Here is a 21,164-nt window from a genome sequence, read left to right as displayed (position 1 = left end):
CTAGACTCTCGACATGTCTCCCCTCGTCTACGTGTGCGCCCGCCCGCAGCAGGGTGCGGCAGCGGCCGAGTACGAATCATTCCGTCAGGCGATGCGCCTGGACGAGAAGGAGTTGGAACGCTGGGATCTCGTGCGCGACCCGTGGCCCGCCGACGCGGCCCGACGCTGGCGCGGTGCCGTTGTGGGCGGCAGTCCCTTCAACGTGACCGATCCCGAGTCGGCCAAGACCGATGCGCAGCGGCGCCTGGAGGGCGACCTCGCCCACCTGGCGCAGGCCGCGGCATCCGGCGAGACCGCCGCACTGTTCACGTGCTACGGCATCGGCGTCGCGACGCGCGCGCTCGGCGGCGAGGTGACCCGGGCGTACCCGGAGGACACCGGACCGACCACGGTCACACTGACCGCGGACGCCCAGCAGGATCGCCTCTTCGGGGGTCTCGCGTCGACGTTCGCGGCACTGACGGCGCACAAGGAAGGCACCGGGCGCCTCCCCGAGGGCGCCGTGCTGCTGGCGACCAACGACGCCTGCCCCGTTCAGGCCTATCGGCTCGGCGAAACGCTCTACGCGACCCAGTTCCACCCCGAACCCACCGGCCGGGCGTTCACCGAGCGCATGGCCGTCTACCGCGACGACGGCTACTTCGCAGCGAACGACTTCGATCGCGTCGCCGCGCGGGTGCTCGCCGCGTCTCTCACCGAGCCGGTGCGGATCCTCCGCGCCTTCTCGCAGACCTTCTGAGCGGGCCGCGCCCGCACCGTTCAATCGCCGATCGTCGCGGCCACCGCCCGTCGCCGCAGGGCCGCGGCGACGGCGGCGATCATGATGACGGCGGCCACGACGAAGGCGGCCGTGGCGACCGCCGGCGCGTGCGGCTCACCGCTGCTGCGCGCCACACCGATCCACACGAGCCCCCACGACATCGCGAGCGCAGGAGTGATGCGCCCGCCGGTGCCGAACGCGATCGCGATGCCGACGAGGGCGACCACCACGAGCACGATCACCCCCCAGAGCTGCTGAGCGTCGGCGTCCATCGGCGCGACGACCTCAGCGGCCAGCCACGCCGTGATGTTCGCGACGGTGGCCAGGCTCACCCACCCGAGATGGATGCCGACGGTCGCGTCCATGAACAGGCGATCGCTCCACGTCTCGGCCGACGTGTGGACGAGGACGCGCAGCGTCGCCCCCAAAGCCACCAGGAGCAGCACGATCGCGAGCACGGTCAGCGGAAGGGTGAGGAACTGTGCCGTCAACAGCCACGCGCCGTTCAGCACGGCGGTGATGGCGATCCACCACCCGGCGCGGCGCTGACGCTCCCGCGCGCGCTGGCCCGGCAGCGCCTGCCAGATCGTGTACGCGATCATCAGCACGTAGACGACCGACCAGATCGAGAAAGCCGGCGTCGCCGGCGCGAGCACGGTGGCATCGGCATCCAGCGCCCCGCCCTGCAGCTCACGCACATTGGTGCCGCCGAACAGCCCCGTGCCCACCATCGCGGCGATGATCATGAAGACCACCGTGGAGATGACCACGATCTGGCGCAGAAGGTCGGTTCCGGTCGGGCGCGAGTCGTCCATGCCATCGAAGGTATGCACGGATGCCGTCGCGCGCCAGACCCTTGACACGTGCGGCGCCGTCGGGATCAGCGCGACGGCGCCTGCGCCCGCGCACCGACGACGGCGGCAGAATCGGCCGAGAGCACGAGGGGTCCGGCATCCGTGCGCTGTTCGTGCGCCGTCGTCGCGAGCCAGATCTCGCGGCCCACGAGCTCGACGGTCCACGGCTCGGGCGAGAGGTTCACGTACACCGACGCGGTGTCGCGGTGAAGGATCCATCGTCCGTCGCCGACGCTCTCGGCCGCATGGCCCCGTTGGTCGGGATCGGTCAGCTCCGGCCGACGCGCCCGCAGTCGCGCCAGCGCGCGATACAGCGACAGCAGGCGCGCGTGGGCGGGTTCGTCGAGTTCGGACCAGTCCAGCTTCGACCGCTCGAACGTCGCCGGGTCGTTGGGGTCGGGCACGAGCGACTCGTCCCACCCCATCCGCGCGAACTCGGCCTTGCGTCCCTCGCGGGTCGCGGCGGCGAGCTCGGGTTCGGGGTGCGAGGTGAAGAACTGCCATGGCGTGGAGGCCCCCCACTCCTCCCCCATGAACAGCATCGGAGTGCCGGGCGCCGTCATCGTCAGCACCGCCGCGACCTCCAGGCGTGCCGGCGTCAGCGACTGGCTGAGCCGGTCACCGGCCGCGCGGTTGCCGATCTGGTCGTGGTCCTGCGCGAACGTGACGAGGCGCCACGACGGTACCGCCGCAGGTAGGGGCGCGCCCCAGTCGCGACCCCGGAAGGACGAGAACGTGCCGTCGTGGTAGAAGCCGCCCGTCCAGGTCTTGGGCAGTGCCTGCGGATCGGCGAAGTCGGCGTAGTACCCCTCGGTCTCCCCGGTGAGGGCGACGTGCACGGCGTGATGCCAGTCGTCCACCCACTGCGCGGTCAGCCCGTACCCGCCGGCCTCGCGCGGCAGGATCATGATCGGATCGTTCAGATCGCTCTCCGCGATGAGGCTCAATGGACGGCCGACGTACGCCGACAGCGCGTCGACCCGCTCGGCGATCTCCTGCAGGATGTGCACCGGGCTCGATGCGGACTCGTGCAGCGCGTGTACGGCGTCGAGCCGCAGGCCGTCGACGTGCATCTCGCCGAGCCACATCAGCGCATTGTCGATGATGTAGTCGCGCACCGCCCGCTGGTCGAGGTCGATGCTCGATCCCCACGTGGTGCTCTGCCCGTCGCGCAGGTACGGCCCGAACTCGGGCAGGTAGTTTCCCGAGGGGCCGAGGTGGTTGTAGACGACGTCCTGCACGACCGCCAGTCCCGCCCCGTGAGCCGCGTCGACGAAGCGTCGGTAGGCCTCCGGGCCGCCGTAGTCCTCCTGCACGGTGTACCAGAGCACGCCGTCGTAGCCCCAGTTGTGGGTGCCGTTGAAGCCGTTGACCGGCAGCAGCTCGACGTGTGTGACACCCAGCTCGACCAGGTGGGGCAGGCGGCCGATCGCGGCATCCAATGTGCCCTCGCGGGTGAACGTGCCGACGTGCAGCTCGTAGATCAGCCCCCCGGCGAGTTGCCGTCCGGTCCAGGCGGCATCGCTCCATACGAAGGATGCCGCGTCGTCCCACGCCGACAGATCGTGCACCCCCCGCGGCTGGCGGCGCGAGCGCGGGTCGGGGCGAACGTCGCCGTCGTCGAGCACGAATCCGTATTCTTCGCCCGGGTCGGGCGTCGCGAGAGTCGTCCACCAGCCGGCATCCCGCGGCGTCATCTCGATGTCCGCAGCGCCGTCCGGGAGACCGGCCAGACGCAGTCGCACCCGCGCCGCACGCGGCGCCCACACCTCGATCGTCATGCGACCATCCTGCCCGTCACGGACGGGTGCCCCGCACCCCTTGACGCGGAACGACCTACGACGTGCCGTCGGAGTTACCCTCGTCGTCTTCGTCGGGTGTCGGCCGGCGTCCGAGAAAGAAGAAGACGACGGCGAGCACGCCGAACGGCAGCGCCACCGCCCAGTTCTGCATCGTCAGTCCCATCGAGACGGCGATCGCGAAGAAGGGGATGGCGACCCCGAGATAGCTCTGCTGCTGCCCGCTCGACTCGGCCATGACTCGACGCTAGCGAAGACCTCCTGCCGCGGCATCCCCCGTGCGACGGAATCGACGCGCTCGCATCCTGCCGCGAACCCCGCAGAATGTGACGTACTCCGCACCGGATGCCGCGTCTGCGTGCGGAGTTCGTCAGGATCTGCGGAGTTCGTGGGGGCGGTCGCCGCGGGCGGTGACGCGCGTCAGTCCTCCCAGCGGGAGGGGCCGCCGGATGCCGCGAACTCCGCCGCCGCTGCGGCACGCAGCTCGGGGTCGGCCGCGTAGGCCACGGCCGTCGCGGCGAGGGCGACGGCGGCATCCACGAGCGCGTCCGTGGCGGCGGGCAGCACCGTGAGCTCGGCGAAGGCCGCGTTGTGCGGGAAGACGTCGTCGGGGCCGCCGAGCCCCAGCGAGGGATGGATCGAGGGAATGAGCCGGCTGACGTTTCCCATGTCGGTCGACGGCCCGCCCTGCGGCGGGGCGGCCGGCGGCGGAACCTCGTGCCCGCGTGCGGCGAACGCATCCACCCAGCGCGAGGTCAGCGCGGTGTTCGTCTGCAGCGGCAGGTAGGGAGGCACGGGATCGACGTCGATCTCGGCACGCGTGCCGGTGGCGAGAGCGGCGCCTTCGAGCACGGCAACGACGCGATCGGTGAGCTCCCGCAGCTGATCGACGTCGGCGGAGCGCACGTAGAACAGCGCCGAGGCGCGCTCGGGCACGATGTTGGGCGCGGCGCCGCCGTCGGTGATGATGCCGTGGAGGCGATCGGTCGGCAGGATGTGCTGGCGAAGTTGCGCGATGCTCTGGTACGCCGTCACGACGCCGTCGAGCGCGTTGCGGCCGAGCCACGGCGCCCCCGCGGCGTGCGCGGCCCGCCCGTGGTAGGTCACCGCAATGCGGCGCACGCCCGTCGTGCGCTGGCCGAGCACGGAGCTCGTGCCCGATCCGCTCGAGGGGTGCACCATGCCCGCGGCATCCACGTCGTCGAAGCCGCCGGCGCGGATGATGAGCTCCTTGCCGCCGCCGTTCTCCTCAGCGGGGGTGCCGATGAGCGACAACCGCCCACCGAGGCCGGCGACCACCGGCGCGGCCGCGAGGTATGCGCCCACGGCGACGGCCGCGATCACGTTGTGCCCGCAGGCGTGGCCGATGCCGGGCAGGGCGTCGTACTCGGCGATGATCGCGAAGTGCGGGCCGGATGCCGCGCCCGCCGCGGCCGTGCTCGCCCGCAGGGCGGTGTCGAGTCCGAAGGCTCCGACCTCGGCATCCACCCCGTGCGCCGCCAGCAGCGCCGCGATGCGGGCGACCGACGCGTGCTCCTCGAAGCCGATCTCGGGCTGGTCGTACAGCTCGCGCGCGAGCCGCTCCAGCTCGGGACGCAGCTGCTCGACCGCCGCCGCGATCTCGGCGTCGACGCTCACAGCTCGACGAGCTCGCCGTCGGCGCGGCGGAGCGTCAGCCGGAAGCCCGACTCCGCACCCGCCACGACCTCCGCGACGCCGTCGCCCAGCCGGTAGGCGGCCAGGATCGCCTGCAGCGGCGCGGGGTCGGGCTCGGTGCGAACGAGCGAGATCAGCTCGATCGTGGGGATGTCGCTGAGTCCGGGCTGCGCGGTGGTGCCCCAGTCGATGAGGAAGGGCACGTCGATACGACGGTTCTCGCCGCGCGTGAGCCGCCACTCCAGCAGGGTGCCGTCGGGCGTGCGGCGGGAGAGGTCGCTGACGTCTCCCGGGTCGTAGCCGCCCGCGCGCGCCGTGGCCACGGTGGCCTCGATGTCGGCGGGATGCACCGCGTACGCCTGCACGCTCGGCGCGGTGAGCGTCGAGATGCCGAAGGTCTCCGGCAGCTCCGGCTCGGGGCGGGCTGGGTTGGGACCGATCAGCTCGATGTACTGCGGTCCGCGGCGGCCGTCGACGGTGAGCGCGACGAGGGCGTTGGCGGTGCCGGTCGGGTGGGCGCCGCCGGGTGCGGCGACGACGCCGGTGCGCTCGGCGAACCAGTCGACCAGCGCGGCGAGATCGGGACCGGCGATGACGACGTGGTCCAGAAGGGTGGGGATGCTCATGATGTCCTCGTGGTGTCGGGTTATCGGGTGGAGGCGCGGCGGGCGGGAACCTCGGGCTCGCCGAGCGACAGCATGAGCCGGTTCGCCCAGTTGAAGAACGCGGCGCCGCCGATGACGTCGACGATCTCGACATCGTCGAGCCCGGCCGCCCGCAGGCGCGCGATGTCTGGTTCACCGAACGCCAACGGGGTGTCGGCGAGGGCGACGGATGCCGCGACCACCGCGTTCCACGTCTCGTCGCCGAGGTCGGCGTCCACGCCCTCGTCGAGCAGCCGCTGCACGTCGGCCTCGCGGCCGGACTCGCGGGTCGCGGCGGCGGCGTGCACCGACGCGCAGAAGACGCAGCCGTTGTGGCGCGAGGTCGCGGCGGCGGCGAGCTCTCGCTCGGCGCGGCCGATGCCGCCGGTGACGTTGTAGAAGATGTCGAGGTCGGTCAGCGTGCGGGCGCGGAGCGCCTCGGGGTCGCGGGCGAGCAGTCGGAAGTACGGCATCTTCGCGCGTGCGGGCTCGATGAGCGCATCGCGCTGGGCATCGGTGAGCTCGTCCTCGGCCACGGGAAGCAGCCACGGGACCCAGCCGAGTCCTTCCTGGGTGAACGCGTCGGGTCGAGCCAGGTCGGCGTAGGTGGTGACGACGTCGGTCATCTCAGGCTCCTTCGGAAACGGTGGCGGAGGCGGCGGAGGCGGCGACCGGTGCGGATGCCGCGGCCAGCGCGCGCAGCCCCCAGGCCACACGCAGCTGGAAGCTCAGGAAGGCGATGAGCTGCGACAGCGAGACGATGTCGTCGGGGCTCCACCCGGTATCCACGAGGTCCTGAAGCGCCTCGGCGCGCGCCTCGCGCGGACGGAAGACGAGCAGATGTGCGTGCGCGAACGCGCCGGACAGTCGCGGGCCCAGGGCGGACGCGGTCGCGGCATCCGGAGTCCAGCGCACGCCGTCGGTGGACTCCGCCTGTAGGCGCGGCTCGCGATAGGCGCCGAACGGCCCGGTCGCGGCGGCGGAGGCCGCGGCGGACGCGACGACGGAGGTCAACGCGGGGCTCTCGTCGCCCAGGAGGTCGCCGTAGAACGCGGTCGCCGCGTCGAAACCGTGCAGCTGCGAGACGAACGAGGCGAGCGCGTACCGCTCCGCCAGCGCGAACGTGCCCGGCTCGGCGGGCTCGAGCAGCGCCTCGAAGCTGCGCTGGGCGTTCTCGCGGGCCTGCGCGCGCTTCTCGCGCACCGCGGCGAGCGGATCGCTCGGCGCGATGCCGGCGAGCAGGTCGATGATGTCGGCGCTGGGGGTGGTCATGCGAGTCCTTCCGAGGAGGCGACGAGGGCGAGCGGACGATGGGCGTGGTGGAGCGCGGCGGCGGCGTCCGCTCCGACGGCGAAGCCGAGGCGCGGGGCGACCTCGCCGGCCAGCAGCTCGAGGGAGCGGAGGGTCAGCTCGTGGGTCGCCGCGATCGAGTGCACCTGGAACGAGACGTCGCTCGCCTCGGGCAGTGTGCGATCGGCCGACAGCGATGCGACCACCTCGTCGACGGTGCCGACGTGGGTATCGGTGAGGCGGACGAGCTCGTCGAGGGAGACGCCGTCGGTGTCGAGGCCGAACATCGTGCGCGCGAGGTGACGCAGGCCGTCACCGGCCAACTCGAGCGCGCGCGTACGGTTCTCCGGGTCGACGACGAGCGCCGTCCGGGAGGCGAGGACGCGGACGGGGGCGCCGTCGGGAAGAGCGGCCCGGTAGGCCTCGATGATCGGCAGCTGCAGCTCGTGCAGCGGCGCGTCGGGTGCGTCCGGCGTGCGCGGCTGCGTGCGCGAGAGCAGCAGGCCGTCGCCGCGCTCCCCTGCCCGGCGGCCGCCGTCGATCGAGAACGTCGCCTGCCAGATGCGCGCCGACAGATCGCCCGCGGCGGGATAGATGCGCGAGTCGGTGCCGCGCACGCCGCGCCCTTCGAGGGCGTCGAGGAGCACGTCGAGGTGATCGGCGAAGATCTCGCGGCGACGGTCGGACTCGCGACCGAACGCCGCGAACGAGGAGGGCGTCCCCCCGGTGGCCAGCCCCAGCTGCACGCGTCCGCCGCTGATCTGATCGAGCACCGTCGCATCCTCGGCGACGCGCAGCGGGTCATCCAGCGGAAGAGTGACGACGCCGGTGGCCAGCGCGATGCGGCTCGTGCGCTCCGCGGCGGCGGCCAGCAGCACGAACGGCGACGGCAGGCCGCCCTCGTGCTCGCCGAAATGGTGCTGCGCGAGCCAGGCCGAAGCGAAGCCGGCCTGTTCCGCGTGGGCGATCTGTTCGATCGCGAACCGGTAACGATCGGCGGCGGAGGCCTCTTCGAGCACGCGGCTGAAGAAGCCGAGACGGGGACCGCTCATGCGGATACCTCTTCCTGATGAGGGGCGGCGGAGTCGGGGGCGGTCAGGGCCGCCGGCGTGGATGCGGACTCTGAGCGCAGCGATGCCCCGGGGATCGCCGCGAGGAGCTCGCGCGTGTAGGCGTGCTGAGGACCGGCGAAGACCTCGGCGGCCGGGCCATGCTCGACCTGACGCCCCCGACGCAGTACCGAGACCGTGTCGGCGATCTGACGCACGACGGCGAGGTCGTGGGAGATGAACACGTAGGTGAGGCCCAGGTCGCTCTGCAGCCGGGCGAGCAGCCGCAGGATCTGGGCCTGCACGGTGACGTCCAGCGCCGAGACGGCCTCGTCGAGCACGACCAGCTCGGGTTCGACGATCAGGGCGCGCGCGATGGCGACACGCTGACGCTGCCCGCCGGAAAGCTCCCGCGGATGCCGCGACGCGATCTCGGGCGCGAGAGCGACCAGCTCGAGGTGATGGGCCACCCGCTCGGCCCGCTCGCCGCCGCTGCCGATGCCGAAGTTGCGCAGCGGCTCGGCGAGGATGTCGCCGATGCTCTGACGCGGATCGAGTGAGGCGTAGGGGTTCTGGTAGACCAGCTGGGTGGTGCGGTGGAACGCGCGGCGAGCACGTCCGCCGGCGAGCGCGGTGACCTCGGTGCCGCCGACGCGGATGGTGCCGCGCGTCGGGTCGTTGAAGCCCGCGATCGAGCGTCCCGTCGTGGTCTTGCCCGAGCCCGACTCGCCGACCAGCGCGTGCGTCGTCCCGCGCGCCACCGTGAACGACACGTCGTCGACGGCGACCAACGGTGAACGCCCGGCGCGGCGGAACTCCTGCGTGAGCCCGGTGACCTCGACCAGGGGTGCGGATGTCGGGGCCGGCGGCGCCGCCCGCTCGACGACGCGCGCGAGCGAGGGGGCGTCGGCCAGGAGCGTGCGGGTGTAGGGCGACGTCGGCGCGGTGAGCACCTGAGCGGTCGGTCCGGCCTCCTGCACCCGACCTGCCTGCATGACGACGAGCGCGTCGGAGCGGTCGGCGGCGACGGCGAGGTCGTGCGTGATGAAGAGGATGCCGGTGCCGGTCTCGGTCCGCAGCTCGTCGAGCAGGTCGAGGACCGTGCGCTGCACGGTGACATCGAGCGCGCTCGTCGGCTCGTCGGCGATGATCAGCTCGGGCTCGAGCGCGAGCGCGGCGGCGATGAGCACGCGCTGGCGCATACCGCCCGACAGCTCATGCGGGTACTGGCGCGCGCGGGATTCAGGGTCGTCGATACCGACGCGTTCCAGCAGATCGATGACGCGCGCGCGGATCTTGACGCGATCCTTCCACCCGTGGATGCGCAGCGCCTCGGCGACGCTCCACTCGATGGTTGCGACCGGGTTGAGGGAGTTGCCGGGGTCTTGCGGGATGAGGGCGATGCACCGACCGCGCAGGTGACGCCACCGCCGCTCGGACAACCCGACGAGATCGGTCAGGCCGTCGGTGCGCTCGGAGAGGCGGATGCTTCCGCCCGACACGCGGCCGTTGGCGGCGAGCAGGCCGATGACCGACTGGGCCACGGTCGTCTTGCCCGAACCGGACTCGCCGACCAGAGCCGTGACCGCCCCCGCCTCGACGTCGAACGAGACGCCGCGGACGGCGTCGACCGTTCCGCGCCGCGTGCGGTACTGGACGGCGAGGTCGCGGATGGACAGCAGCGGCTGCGCGCTCATGCGGCATCCCCTCCTCGAAGGGCCTGGCTGAGGCGGTTGGTCGCCAGCACGACGACGACGACGATCAGGCCGGGCAAGACCGTGAGCCACCAGGCGGTGGCGACGTAGTTGCGCCCCTCGGCGATCAGCAGGCCCCACTCGGGCGTGGGCGGCGGCGCGCCGTAGCCGAGGAAGCCGAGGGTCGAGATCTGCAGGATCGCCGAGCCGAACTGCAGCGCCGCCAGCGCGATCACCGGAGTCAACGAGTTGGGCAGGATGTGGCGCCACAGCACGCCGAGGAACGTGCCGCCCGAGCCGTAAGCGGCCTCGACGAAGTCCGACACGCGCACACTGACGACTCGCGAGCGCGCCAGCCGGGCGAACACGGCGATCGAGGTGACTCCGACCGCGACGGCCGCGCTCGTGGTGCCGAAGCCGAGCAGGATGACGACGCTGAGCGACAGCAGCAGACCGGGGATTGCGAGCAGCACGTCGACGAGACGCATGAGCGTTTCGTCGACGGCGCCGCCGAGCGCGCCGGCGGCGAGGCCGACGGCGGTGCCGACGACGAGACCGACGAGCACCGCGATGAGAGCGCCGATGATCGACTGCGACGCCCCGTAGACGACGCGGGTGTAGAGATCGCGGCCGGTCGCGTCGGTGCCGAACCAGTGCTCGGGGCTGGGCGCCTGCAGCGCGGGCGCGACGGTCTCGGTGGGGTTCTGCCCCGTGAACAGTCCCGGAAACAGCGCCCAGAGCAGCGCGACGAGGATGACGAGCGCGGGCAGGACGAACCCGACGCGCGCGAGGAGCGCCGCCCATCGAATGCCCCGGTCGGCGGACGGACCCGCGCCCGGACCCGTGGCGGCGGCGCCGTCGAGTCCGGCGGTGGTGGCCAGAGCGGTCATCGGTTTTCTCCTCGGGAGGAAGTGGTGGCCGCGATGGGGGTGCCGACCTCGGCATCCACGAGCTCGTTGACGGCACGGTCGGCGGCCTCCTCGCGCGGTGCCGCGGCCGACCCGCGGGCACGGCCGGCGGTGCGCAGTCGCGCGTCGAGCACGGGATACAGCAGGTCGACGATCAGGTTGATGACGACGAAGGCGACCGTGGAGATCACGACGACGGCGAGCAGCACCGGGGTGTCGCGGTTGGCGACGGCCTGCGCCGTCAGCTGACCGATGCCGGCGCGCGCGAAGACCGTCTCGGTCACGACCGCGCCGCCCACGAGCTCGCCGAACAGCAGGCCGGCCATCGTGAGGGTCGGCAGCAGCGCGTTGCGGGCGACGTTTCGCCACAGCAGCCACGGCGTGCTGGCCCCGCGCGCACGGACCACCGCCACGAACGGCTGCTCGCGGACCTCGTCGATCGAACGCATCAGCACCTGGGAGAGGGGGGCCGCGATCGGGATCGCCAGCGTGATCACCGGCAGGATCAGTGCCTGCACCGGGTTCGCCCCGATCACCGGGACCAGACCCAGGCGGAAGGAGAACACCTGGATCAGGATGATGCCGATCCAGAACACCGGCAGCGACACGAACAGCGGCGGGATGCCGCGAAACACCCGGCGCAGCAGGCGACCCCCACCGTAGGTCGCGGTGAAGGCGATCGTCACCGCGAGGAACACCGCCAGCGCGAGTCCGAGCACCGCGAGGGTCAGCGTGGGCGGCAGCGCCGTCGCGATGAGATCGGAGACGGCGGCACCGCTGGCCACCGAGTAGCCGAAGTCTCCCGTCAGGAAGCCCGCGATCGAGCGGACGTACTGGACGACGAGCGGCTGATCGGCACCCAGCGACTGGCGGATCGCCTCGATCTGCTCGGGGGTGAGCCCCAGCTCGGGGCTCCCGTACCGGGCGATGACGGCGTCACCGGGGAGCGCGGCCAGCAGCAGGTAGGCCGCCGTGTAGGCCAGAGCGAGCACGAGCACCGCCTGGCCCACACGACGAAGGACGTACGTCATGGATTCCCGGATTTCCCGACTCAGCCCGCGAGCCAGGTCGAGTAGAAGGTCGGGCGTCCGACCGACTCGGTCTCGAAGCCCTGGACCTTGGCCGTCAGGCCGAAGACCTGCGGTTCCTCGAAGATCGGCAGGATGTACGCGTTCTCGGCGAGGTAGGTCTGCGCCGCCTCGGATGCCGCCTGACGCTGGGCCGTGGTCGGCTCGGAGGCGATGGCCTGCAGAAGCGTGTCGAGCTGCGGGTCGCCGATGCTGCCGTCAGCCGGGTTCAGGTTGAGCAGCGTGTTGCGGTTCTTCGAGAAGTACTGCGACTTCAGCACATCGAAGTCCGCGCGGCCGACCATGGAGTGGTACACCTGGATGACGCTCTGGTCGGTCGACGCCTTGGTCTGCGCGGCCATGTCGCCGGCGAACAGGTTCACCTGGATGCCGAGCTTGCCCAGCTGCTCCTGGATGAGGGTCACGACCTCCTTCGAGCGCGGCTGCGGCAGCGCCTCGTTGAAGCTCAGCGTCAGCTTCTGGCCGTCCTTGGCACGGATGCCGTCGGATCCGAGGGTCCAGCCCGCGGCATCCAGCAGCGACGCGGCCTTGGCGGGATCGTAGGTGTAGTAGGAGGAGGTGTCGACGTAGCCGAGCGCCGTCTTGGCGAGCGCCCCGGTGGCCAGCGGATAGTTCTTCGTGAACAGGGTGTCGACGATCTTCTGACGATCGATGCCGGCGATGATCGCCTGACGCACGCGCACGTCCGCCAGACGCGGCTCGCGGAAGCGGAAGCTCAGGCCGTTGTTCACGCCGTTGGTCGCGGCGGCGTGCAGCGAGAGGCCTCCAGCGGCGAACTGCGCCTCGTCGGGGGCCGGGATGTTGCGCGCGATGTCGGCCTGGCCGGCGACGACGGTGCCGACGCGCACGCTGTTCTCCGCCGCGACGACGTAGTTGACGCCCGCGAGGTAGGCGGCGCCCTGATGCTTCAGCGACGGCGGCGCCCAGTTGTAGTCCTTGCGCGCGGTGACGCTAGTCTGCGTGCCGATCTGCTCGTCGGAGATGACGAACGGACCGCTGCCGATGATCTTGGTGGCGTTGCCCGGGCCGAACTGCTCGCTGGTGCGATCGAGCGTCGCATCCGACAGCAGGCCCGAGTTGATGGTCGAGACGGCCTGCGCGAAGCCGGGCGACGGCGCGGTGAAGTGGAACACCACCGTGTGGTCGCCGGTCACCTCGCCGTGGTCGTAGTTGTTGATCGCCTCCGACACCGGAAGCGCCCGAGCCTTGTCACCCTTGCCGTAGAGGTCGATGTTCTTCACGACGTTCGCGGCGGTCAGCGGGATGCCGTCGGAGTAGGTGACATCGGTGCGCAGGTCGAACGTGTACTCGGTGGCGTCGTCGTTGACCTTGTAGTCGGTGGCGATCCACGGCTCGAGCTCGAGCGTCTCGGGGTTCTGGTAGAGCAGCCGGTCGGTCACGTTGTTGACGATGCCGCCGTTGGGGTAGAAGCCCGCGGACGGCGGATACAGGGTCGTCCAGGTCTGCGGCTCGAGGTAGGTGAGGGTGCCGCCCGTCTGGGGCTCGCCGCCTGCGGAGGCGGACGGGGTGGCGGCGCCGGACGCGCAGCCGGCGAGGAGGGCGACGGCGGCGAGGGTGGATGCCGCCGCGAGAGTCGTGCGGGTGAGTCGGGACATGGTGGTCTCCTGGTGTGCGCCGGGCGGCGCTGCGGTGTGCGGGATGATCCACCCCATCACGGCACGGGCCATCGCGACCAGCCGCCGGTCACGTGACGTAAGCGAACGTCACGAAACGTCACACGCGAGGCGTTTCGGCTCGCTGCGCTCTGCGTTTCGACTCGCTGTGCTCGCTCAACGACCGGAGTGGGGGCGCCCCCGGTCGTTGAGCGAGGAGCGCAGCGACGAGTCGAAACGCGCCGCGCCGACGCTCAGGCCCGCGTCAGCAGGGCGACCGGCAGGTCGGCGAGCAGGATGCCGAGGCTCGCGGCCCCGCCGTCGATCTCACGCCCGGTGAATGCGTCGCGCCACCGACCCGCCGGAAGCATCACGGCCGTCCCGCCCCAGCCGCCGCGGTCAGCGAGACCGACCGGCAGCCTCGTCGCGACGGCGACCGCGCCTCCGCGATCGAACGCCAGGGCGTGCGCGTCGGCCGCGCCCACGACCGGGAGCGCGACGTAACGGGAGAACAGTTCGGGGCGCTCGCGCCGCAGGCGCAGCGTCCGCGAGACCACCAGCAGCTTGGCCGCGCCGGAATCGTCGATACCCGGCATCCATCCGCCGTCCAGGCGGGCGAGCAGTTCGCGGCGGCGCTCGATGTCCACCGGGCGCCGGTTGTCGGGGTCGACCAGCGAGAGGTCCCACAGCTCGGTGCCCTGGTACACGTCCGGCACGCCGGGACCGGCCAGGTGCAGCAGCGCGGCGGCGAGCGCGTTGGATCGGCCCGGCGCGACGAGGTCGCGCACGACGCTCTCCACGATCGGGCGCGCCGCACCGAAAGCGGCATCGATCAGCGCGTGCACGCGCGCCTCGAACGCCTCATCGGGATCGGTCCAGCTGGTGCCGACGTCGCCCTCGCGCGCCGCCTTCTCGGCGTATGCGTGCAGCCGCTCGGGGAGGGCGGGATCGTCCGACCATGCGCCCACGACCGCCTGCCACAGCAGCGCGTCGAGCGGACCATCGCCGGTGGAGCCCTCCGCACGCAGCGCGTCGAGCGCCGCCGCCCAGCGATCGGGCATCTCCGCGAGCACGGACAGGCGCGCGCGGACATCGGCGGAGCGTTTCGTGTCGTGCGTCGTCAGGGTCGTCAGCGCAGCCGGCCACGACGCCTGCCGACGCGCGAAGGCGGCGTGCAGACCCTCGACCGGCAGAGCGAACTGCGACGGATCGCCGCCCACCTCGGTGAGCGAGGTGAGGCGCGTGTATCGGTAGAAGGCGCGATCTTCGACACCTTTGGCCATCACCGGCCCGGTCGTCTGCATGAAACGACGCGACAGCTCGGACGAGGCGTCCGCGACGGCATCGGCGACCTGGGCGAGCGCATCCGCCAGGTCGGGACGCCGAAGGGATGCCGCAGCCACGGCATCCGCGAGCACGTCGGGGCCGGCGGGAAGATACGCGCGGTAGACGGGGAAGGCTGCCAGCAGCTCCGCGAATGCGTCGCGCGCGCGATCGTCGCCCAGACCGGCCCGCAGGGACGGCGGCAGGCAGCGGATGAGCCGCCCCACCTCCGCCGCCTGAGACGTGTCGGCGATCTCCCGCTTGGTCCCGGCGATCATGTCGACCCAGCTCAGCCGGGCGCCGCGCAGCCGCTCGTCCTCTGCGGTGAGAGCCGCCTCACCGGCCGGGTCGACGAGCACGCGGTCGATCTCCCCGAGCGCATCGTAGCCGGTGGTGCCCGTCGTCGCCCACCAGCCCGGCAGCTGCTCGCCGGGCTCGAGGATCTTCTCCACGTAGACGGGGAAGCTGCGAGTCGACGCGGGGCCGCGCGCCTGTGCGACCGCCGCGGCGAGCGCGTCGAGATAGCCGCCTGGATCGGCGAGGCCGTCGGGGTGGTCGATGCGCAGGCCGTCGACGAGCCCCTCTCGCACCCATCGGAGGATCTCGAGGTGCGACGCCGCGAACACGTCGGGCAGCTCCACGCGCACCCCCGCGAGCGAGGTCACCGTGAAGAAACGGCGGTAGTTGAGCTCCGCGGCATCCCGCCGCCACGACGTGAGCCGCCAGTGCTGGCGTTCGAGCACGTCGCGAACGGCCGTGCGGTCGGTCGTCGCGTGCAGCGGCGCCGTGCCGGGTGCGAGGGGGAGGACGAGGTCGTAGTAGCGGGCCGTCCCGGTCTCGTCGTCGGTGGTCGCAGGCCGTACCTCGATCTCGCCGGCGCCGAGCACCTCGTCGAGGTCGCCGCCCAGCACCGGCAGCACGACGCGTTCGGCGCCGTGCGCCCAATCGATGTCGAAGCCCTGCGCGAATCGGGAAGCGCGCCCGTGGGTCAGGACGTCCCACCACCACGGGTTCTCGGTCGGATCGGCAACGCCCTGATGGTTCGGCACGATGTCGACGAGGATGCCGAGGCCCGCGGCCCGTGCGGCGTCGACGAAGCGCTCGAGCCCAGTCCGGCCGCCCCGATCGTCGTCCACTCTCGTCGGGTCAACGACGTCGTAGCCGTGGTCGGAGCCGGAGGCCGCCTGCAGGATCGGCGACAGGTAGGCCCAGTCGACGCCGAGATCGCGCAGGTAGTCGGTGACGGCGGCGGCGGCATCCAGGTCGAACGACGCACGCACCTGCAGACGGTAGGTGGATGCGGGAAGACCGCGGCTGTCGGCGATCACGGTCAGTGCGGCAGCTCGGTCTGCGGGGCCGGGGAGCGGACGATGTCGATCGGCACCGTCAGCGCCGCCAGCGACGCGGCGACGGAGTGGTCGACGTCGGGCTTGTCCTCCTGATAGTCGCGCAGGACGATGAGCGAGCGACCCGCGAGCTCCACGGCCTCTCCCCCGCGGCGCGGCTCGGTGTCGGTGAGCTGGCCCGTGGTGTCGACGACGATCTCCCACTGCGGACTGAACTCGGCACGCGGGATCGTGAACGAGAGCCCTTCGTCGCCCGCGTTGAACAGGATGAAGAAGTGGCGGTCCTCGATCTGCTCGCCGCGCCGATCGCGCTCACGGATGCCGTCGCCGTTGAGGAACACCCCGACCGCCCGGCCGAAGCCGGACTCCCAGTCCTCGGGCTGCATCTCGGTGCCGTCGGGGCGCAGCCACGCGATGTCGGGCAGCGGCGCACCCTCCTCGCGGCGGACGGGCCGGCCGTCGAAGAACCGGCTGCGCCGGAACGTCGGATGCTCGCGGCGCAACCGGGCGAGGGCGGCCGTGAACTCCACGAGCGGCTGATCGACGTGATTCCAGTCGATCCAGGTGATGTCGTTGTCCTGCGCGTACCCGTTGTTGTTGCCGCCCTGCGTGCGGCCCAGCTCATCGCCGTGCGAGATCATCGGCACGCCCTGGCTGAGCAGCAGCGTGGCAAGGAAGTTGCGCTGCTGGCGCGCGCGCAGCATCAGGACGCCCTGGTCGTCGGTGGGGCCTTCCACACCGCAGTTCCACGATCGGTTGTGCGATTCGCCGTCGTTGTTGTCCTCGCCGTTGGCCTCGTTGTGCTTCTCGTTGTACGAGACGAGGTCGCGGAGCGTGAAGCCGTCGTGCGCGGTGACGAAGTTGATGGAGGCGACCGGTCGACGCCCCGAGTTCTCGTACAGGTCTGCCGAGCCCGTCAGCCGCGACGCGAACTCGCCCAGTGTCGCCGGCTCGCCGCGCCACAGGTCGCGGACGGTGTCGCGGTACTTGCCGTTCCACTCCGTCCACTGCGGCGGGAAGTTGCCCACTTGGTAGCCGCCGGGGCCGATGTCCCAGGGTTCGGCGATGAGCTTGACCTGCGAGATCACCGGATCCTGCTGCACGATCTCGAAGAAGGCCGCGAGTCGATCGACCTCGTAGAACTCGCGGGCGAGGGTCGCCGCCAGATCGAACCGGAAGCCGTCGACGTGCATCTCCAGCACCCAGTAGCGCAGGGAGTCCATGATCAGCTGGAGGGTGTGCGGATTGCCGACGTTCATGCTGTTGCCGGTGCCGGTGTAGTCGGTGTAGTACCGCTTGTCGTCGGCTTCGAGCCGGTAGTACGCCTCGTTGTCGATGCCGCGCATCGACAACGTCGGGCCCATGTGGTTGCCCTCCGCGGTGTGGTTGTAGACCACGTCGAGGATGACCTCGATGCCCGCGGCGTGCAGGGCTTTCACCATGCTCTTGAACTCCTGCACCTGCTGACCGCGCTGACCGGTCGAGGAGTAGGTGTTCTGCGGCGCGAGGAAGGCGATCGTGTTGTAGCCCCAGTAGTTGCTGAGACCCTTCTCCTGCAGGGTGGAGTCGTTGACGAACTGGTGCACCGGCATCAGCTCGATCGCGGTCACGCCGATGTGCTTGAGGTGCTCGATGACGGCGGGATGCGCGATCGCGCTGTACGTGCCGCGGATCTCCTCGGGGATCTCGGGATGCAGCTGCGTCAGCCCCTTGACGTGGGCCTCGTAGATGACGGTCTCGGCATACGGGGTCTTCGGCAGCCGGTCGCCCGCCCAGTCGAAGAAGGGGTTGACGACGACGCCCTTCATCATGGCGGCGGCCGAGTCCTCGTCGTTGCGGGAGTCGGGGTCGCCGAACTCGTAGCCGAACACCGACTGCCCCCAGTGGACCTGCCCTTCGACCGCCTTGGCGTAGGGGTCGAGCAGCAGCTTGTTGGGGTTGAACCGATGCCCGTTGGCGGGATCATTCGGCCCGTGCACGCGATAGCCGTATCGCTGGCCCGGCTGCACCGTGGGCAGATACACGTGCCACACGAATGCATCGACGTCGCGCATCTCGATGCGCGTCTCTTTGCCGCGGTCGCCGAACAGACACAGCTCGACACGCTCGGCACCCTCGCTGAACAGCGCGAAGTTCGTTCCACTGCCGTCGAACGTCGCCCCGAGCGGGTACGCGGATCCTGGCCATGCCTGCATGTGCGACTCCCTGTGCGATGACATCGTTCGGTGACACCGTTGCCACACGCTCGAACCGTGACGAGACCATCCCGTGACGAGTTCAGCCTAGGCCTCGGACCCTCTCGTCGGGGTGTGGGACGGTGGGTCTGGACGCGGGCGCGCGGAGTTGCTATACGCCACGGCACCCCGCGAGAAACCAGCCTCGGAGCGAGAAACACGTGCAGACGTGATGTCTCGCGGCGGGGATGGTTTCTCGCTGGCTGCAGGACGCCGGCGGTGCGGGATGCCGTCAGGCGGCGAGGATGCGGGCGGCCTGACGAGCGGCCCCGAGCGCGACGTACTCGCCCGCCGCGGGCACGTCCACCGGCACGCCGAGGACGTCGGGGGCGATGCGCCGCACCGCCTCGGACTGCGCGCCGCCGCCGACAAGCAGCGCCCGTTCGATCGGCACGCCGAGCCCGCGGATGGCATCCAGGCCGGCCGCGAGTCCTCGCAGCATGCCCTCCACCGCCGCGCGGGCGAGGTTCTCGCGCGTCGTGGAGGCGAGCGTCATGCCCGTCAGCTCCGCTGTGGCGTCCGGCAGGTTGGGCGTGCGCTCCCCCTCGAAGTAGGGGAGCAGGCGCAGCCCGCCCGCTCCGGCGGGAGCGGCGAGAGCGAGCGCGCTCAGCTCATCGTGATCGACAGCGAGAAGCCGTGCGGTCACGTCGAGCACGCGCGCCGCGTTGAGCGTGGCGACCAGCGGAAGGAAGTGACCGGCGGCGTCGGCGAAGCCGGCGACGGTGCCGGTCGGGTCGATCGTGCGCTGCGCGCTGACCGCGAACACCGTGCCGCTCGTGCCGATCGAGACGACGACGTCGCCGACGTCGGCACCCACGCCCAGGGCGGCGCCCGCGTTGTCGCCCGCGCCGGGGCCGACCCGACGGCCCGCGGCATCCGACACCCACTCGTCCGGGCCGAGCACGCGCGGCAGGGCGGCGTCGTGACCGAGCGCAGCGACGAGCAGATCGCGATCGTAGGCGCCTGTCGCGGGGTTCCAGTAGCCCGTCCCCGAGGCGTCCGAGCGGTCGGTGGTCAGCTCGTCGAATGCCACCGCGCCCTCGACCACCGGACCGAAGCCGCGCAGACGCCAGGTCAGCCAGTCGTGCGGCAGCGCGACGGCGGCGACGGCCGCGGCGTTGTCGGGCTCGACGTCACGCAGCCATCGCAGCTTGGTGATCGTGAAGGAGGCCACGGGCACGAGACCCGTGCGCGTGGCCAGCGCCTCGGCGCCGAACTCGGCGATGAGGTCGGCGCCGGCGGCCGCCGACCGGGTGTCGTTCCACAGCAACGCGTCGCGGACGACCGCACCGGTCGCATCGAGCGCGACCATGCCGTGCTGCTGGCCGCCGATCGCCCATGCCTCGACGTCCGTCATGCCGCCGGCATCCGCGATCGCGGCCTGGAGCGCGCTCCACCACGCCTCGGGGTCGACGCTCGTCCCGTCGGGATGCGCCGCGCGCCCCGAACGGACCACGGCTCCCGTCTCCGCATCGACGATGACGACCTTGCAGGACTGCGTCGAGCTGTCGACGCCCATCACGAGTGCCATCTCGGCATCCTCTCTCGGTGGACCGCCACCACCCGCCGAGACACCGGATCCGCACCGAGACACCGGCGTACGGCGGGTGTCTCGGTGCGGACGTGGTGTCTCGCGGGCGGGGCGGTCGGGCGGATGCCGGGGTCAGCGGGCGCCGAGCAGGTGCTCGGTGGCCAGCTGCTGCAGGCGGACGAAACCGAAGCCCTTGCCACCGAGGTAGGCGTCGGTGTCGAAGTCCTCGTAGGCGGAGCGGTCGGCCACGAAGTCGTCGTAGCTCTCGCCCTCGGCGAACGTCGGCTGAGCGAGCTCGGCCACGCGCGCAGCGGCGAGTGCCTCCTGCACCTCCGGATCGGCGCGGAAAGCGGCCGCGCGCTCCTTCAGCAGCAGGTACGTGCGCATGTTGGCGGCTGCCGAGTCCCAGACGCCGGTCTCGTCCTCGGTGCGCGAGGGCTTGTAGTCGAAGTGGCGCGGTCCCTCGTAGGCCGGGCCGCCGTTCGGACCCCCGTTTTCGAGCAGGTCGACCAGCGCGAACGCATTGTGCAGGTCGCCGTGGCCGAACACGAGGTCCTGGTCGTACTTGATGCCGCGCTGGCCGTTGAGGTCGATGTGGAAGAGCTTGCCGTGGTACAGCGCCTGAGCGATGCCGGCCGCGAAGTTCAGCCCCGCCATCTGCTCATGACCGACCTCGGGGTTCAGGCCCACGAGCTCGGGACGCTCGAGCGAATCGATGAAGGCGAGGGCGTGCCCGACCGTCGGCAGGAGGATGTCGCCGCGCGGCTCGTTCGGCTTGGGCTCGATCGCGAAGCGGATGTCATAGCCCTTGCTGACGACGTAGTCGCCGAGGAAGTTGACGGCTTCGCGGTAGCGCTCCAGCGCCTGGCGGATGTCCTTCGCGGAGTCGTACTCGGCGCCTTCGCGACCGCCCCACATGACGAACGTCTGCGCGCCGAGCTCGGCTCCGAGGTCGATCTGGCGCAGCACCTTGCGGATGGCGAAGCGGCGTACGTCGCGGTCGTTCGAGGTGAAGCCGCCGTCCTTGAAGACGGGGGCGCTGAAGAGGTTGGTCGTGACCATCGGCACCTTCAGTCCCGTCGCGTCCAGCGCGCCCTTGAGACGGTCGATCTGGTGCTGACGGTCGGCGTCGCGGGAGCCGAAGGGGAAGAGATCGTCGTCGTGGAAGGTCAGCCCGTACGCCCCCAGCTCGGCGAGCTTCTCGACCGCGTGCACGACGTCGAGCGGCGGACGGGTCGGGCCGCCGAACGGGTCGGTGCCGTTGTAGCCGATGGTCCAGAGACCGAAGGTGAACTTGTCGGCGGGGGTCGGGGTGGTCATGACGCTCCTTCGCGGTCTCCCGGGTGGGAGGTTTGTTGTTGACAGCAACCTATAC

At 71.3% G+C, this 21,164-nt stretch carries 17 protein-coding genes; 1 reads left to right on the top strand and 16 read right to left on the bottom strand.

Going from position 1 to position 21,164, the window contains the following annotated elements; genetic code table 11:
- The first annotated feature begins 13 nt into the window (after window positions 1-13).
- Window positions 14-739, top strand: a complete 726-nt coding sequence (locus tag CEP17_RS11830) for a GMP synthase (protein ID WP_112932382.1) — start codon at window positions 14-16, stop codon at window positions 737-739.
- Between the two features lie 20 nt (window positions 740-759).
- On the opposite strand, the gene CEP17_RS11825 is transcribed toward CEP17_RS11830, so the two are convergent.
- The 16 genes from CEP17_RS11825 to xylA form a co-directional block, all read right to left on the bottom strand.
- Window positions 760-1,575 (bottom strand): tryptophan-rich sensory protein, encoded by an 816-nt coding sequence (locus tag CEP17_RS11825; protein WP_112932381.1) that lies wholly within the window; start codon window positions 1,573-1,575, stop codon window positions 760-762.
- 65 nt (window positions 1,576-1,640) lie between these two features.
- A complete protein-coding gene (gene treZ / locus CEP17_RS11820) occupies window positions 1,641-3,395 on the bottom strand; it encodes a malto-oligosyltrehalose trehalohydrolase (protein WP_112932380.1) in 1,755 nt (584 codons plus the stop codon).
- Between the two features lie 55 nt (window positions 3,396-3,450).
- Entirely contained in the window at window positions 3,451-3,651 is a 201-nt protein-coding gene (locus tag CEP17_RS11815; protein ID WP_112932379.1) for a hypothetical protein, read from the bottom strand.
- Window positions 3,652-3,833: 182 nt separating this feature from the next.
- Entirely contained in the window at window positions 3,834-5,051 is a 1,218-nt protein-coding gene (locus CEP17_RS11810) for an amidohydrolase (RefSeq protein ID WP_112932378.1), read from the bottom strand.
- Window positions 5,048-5,695: a VOC family protein gene (locus tag CEP17_RS11805; protein WP_112932377.1), complete on the bottom strand. Its 648-nt coding sequence runs from the start codon at window positions 5,693-5,695 to the stop codon at window positions 5,048-5,050. Before CEP17_RS11805 ends, CEP17_RS11810 begins: the two co-directional genes overlap by 4 nt.
- Before the next feature lie 20 nt (window positions 5,696-5,715).
- Window positions 5,716-6,339 (bottom strand): alkylhydroperoxidase domain protein, encoded by a 624-nt coding sequence (locus tag CEP17_RS11800; protein WP_112932376.1) that lies wholly within the window; start codon window positions 6,337-6,339, stop codon window positions 5,716-5,718.
- 1 nt (window position 6,340) lies between these two features.
- Window positions 6,341-6,985 carry a CMD domain protein gene (locus CEP17_RS11795; RefSeq protein WP_112932375.1) on the bottom strand — a complete coding sequence of 215 codons (645 nt, stop codon included), beginning with the start codon at window positions 6,983-6,985 and terminating at the stop codon, window positions 6,341-6,343.
- Window positions 6,982-8,055, bottom strand: coding sequence for a putative FMN-dependent luciferase-like monooxygenase (locus tag CEP17_RS11790; RefSeq protein WP_036317391.1), 1,074 nt, complete (start codon window positions 8,053-8,055; stop codon window positions 6,982-6,984). The genes CEP17_RS11795 and CEP17_RS11790 overlap by 4 nt, the downstream gene beginning before the upstream one ends.
- Entirely contained in the window at window positions 8,052-9,749 is a 1,698-nt protein-coding gene (locus tag CEP17_RS11785; protein ID WP_112932374.1) for an ABC transporter ATP-binding protein, read from the bottom strand. Before CEP17_RS11785 ends, CEP17_RS11790 begins: the two co-directional genes overlap by 4 nt.
- Window positions 9,746-10,636, bottom strand: a complete 891-nt coding sequence (locus CEP17_RS11780) for an ABC transporter permease (RefSeq protein WP_039416743.1) — start codon at window positions 10,634-10,636, stop codon at window positions 9,746-9,748. Before CEP17_RS11780 ends, CEP17_RS11785 begins: the two co-directional genes overlap by 4 nt.
- Window positions 10,633-11,685 (bottom strand): ABC transporter permease, encoded by a 1,053-nt coding sequence (locus CEP17_RS11775; RefSeq protein ID WP_112932373.1) that lies wholly within the window; start codon window positions 11,683-11,685, stop codon window positions 10,633-10,635. Before CEP17_RS11775 ends, CEP17_RS11780 begins: the two co-directional genes overlap by 4 nt.
- 20 nt (window positions 11,686-11,705) lie before the next feature.
- Window positions 11,706-13,358: a TIGR04028 family ABC transporter substrate-binding protein gene (locus CEP17_RS11770; protein ID WP_112932963.1), complete on the bottom strand. Its 1,653-nt coding sequence runs from the start codon at window positions 13,356-13,358 to the stop codon at window positions 11,706-11,708.
- A gap of 251 nt (window positions 13,359-13,609) precedes the next feature.
- Entirely contained in the window at window positions 13,610-16,006 is a 2,397-nt protein-coding gene (treY, locus tag CEP17_RS11765; protein WP_112932372.1) for a malto-oligosyltrehalose synthase, read from the bottom strand.
- Window positions 16,007-16,008: 2 nt separating this feature from the next.
- A complete protein-coding gene (glgX, locus tag CEP17_RS11760) occupies window positions 16,009-18,219 on the bottom strand; it encodes a glycogen debranching protein GlgX (RefSeq protein ID WP_112932371.1) in 2,211 nt (736 codons plus the stop codon).
- Window positions 18,220-18,490: 271 nt separating this feature from the next.
- On the bottom strand, window positions 18,491-19,789 hold the full coding sequence (gene xylB, locus CEP17_RS11755) for a xylulokinase (RefSeq protein ID WP_112932370.1): 1,299 nt from the start codon (window positions 19,787-19,789) through the stop codon (window positions 18,491-18,493).
- Between the two features lie 132 nt (window positions 19,790-19,921).
- On the bottom strand, window positions 19,922-21,109 hold the full coding sequence (gene xylA, locus CEP17_RS11750; protein ID WP_112932369.1) for a xylose isomerase: 1,188 nt from the start codon (window positions 21,107-21,109) through the stop codon (window positions 19,922-19,924).
- Window positions 21,110-21,164: the final 55 nt, after the last annotated feature.

Origin of the sequence: Microbacterium sp. PM5, assembly GCF_003293595.1 — a bacterium.
Taxonomy (GTDB): Bacteria; Actinomycetota; Actinomycetes; order Actinomycetales; family Microbacteriaceae; genus Microbacterium.
This window is presented reverse-complemented; position numbering and strand designations above follow the sequence as displayed.

What these genes read in the sequence shown, in the direction of transcription:
- CEP17_RS11800 (WP_112932376.1), bottom strand. Translation starts at nt 6,339, where the DNA reads ATGACCGACGTCGTCACCACCTACGCCGACCTGGCTCGACCCGACGCG.
- treZ (WP_112932380.1), bottom strand. Translation starts at nt 3,395, where the DNA reads ATGACGATCGAGGTGTGGGCGCCGCGTGCGGCGCGGGTGCGACTGCGT.
- CEP17_RS11775 (WP_112932373.1), bottom strand. Translation starts at nt 11,685, where the DNA reads ATGACGTACGTCCTTCGTCGTGTGGGCCAGGCGGTGCTCGTGCTCGCT.
- CEP17_RS11770 (WP_112932963.1), bottom strand. Translation starts at nt 13,358, where the DNA reads ATGTCCCGACTCACCCGCACGACTCTCGCGGCGGCATCCACCCTCGCC.
- CEP17_RS11785 (WP_112932374.1), bottom strand. Translation starts at nt 9,749, where the DNA reads ATGAGCGCGCAGCCGCTGCTGTCCATCCGCGACCTCGCCGTCCAGTAC.
- CEP17_RS11780 (WP_039416743.1), bottom strand. Translation starts at nt 10,636, where the DNA reads ATGACCGCTCTGGCCACCACCGCCGGACTCGACGGCGCCGCCGCCACG.
- CEP17_RS11815 (WP_112932379.1), bottom strand. Translation starts at nt 3,651, where the DNA reads ATGGCCGAGTCGAGCGGGCAGCAGCAGAGCTATCTCGGGGTCGCCATC.
- xylB (WP_112932370.1), bottom strand. Translation starts at nt 19,789, where the DNA reads ATGGCACTCGTGATGGGCGTCGACAGCTCGACGCAGTCCTGCAAGGTC.
- xylA (WP_112932369.1), bottom strand. Translation starts at nt 21,109, where the DNA reads ATGACCACCCCGACCCCCGCCGACAAGTTCACCTTCGGTCTCTGGACC.
- CEP17_RS11830 (WP_112932382.1), top strand. Translation starts at nt 14, where the DNA reads ATGTCTCCCCTCGTCTACGTGTGCGCCCGCCCGCAGCAGGGTGCGGCA.
- CEP17_RS11795 (WP_112932375.1), bottom strand. Translation starts at nt 6,985, where the DNA reads ATGACCACCCCCAGCGCCGACATCATCGACCTGCTCGCCGGCATCGCG.
- CEP17_RS11805 (WP_112932377.1), bottom strand. Translation starts at nt 5,695, where the DNA reads ATGAGCATCCCCACCCTTCTGGACCACGTCGTCATCGCCGGTCCCGAT.
- glgX (WP_112932371.1), bottom strand. Translation starts at nt 18,219, where the DNA reads ATGCAGGCATGGCCAGGATCCGCGTACCCGCTCGGGGCGACGTTCGAC.
- CEP17_RS11790 (WP_036317391.1), bottom strand. Translation starts at nt 8,055, where the DNA reads ATGAGCGGTCCCCGTCTCGGCTTCTTCAGCCGCGTGCTCGAAGAGGCC.
- CEP17_RS11825 (WP_112932381.1), bottom strand. Translation starts at nt 1,575, where the DNA reads ATGGACGACTCGCGCCCGACCGGAACCGACCTTCTGCGCCAGATCGTG.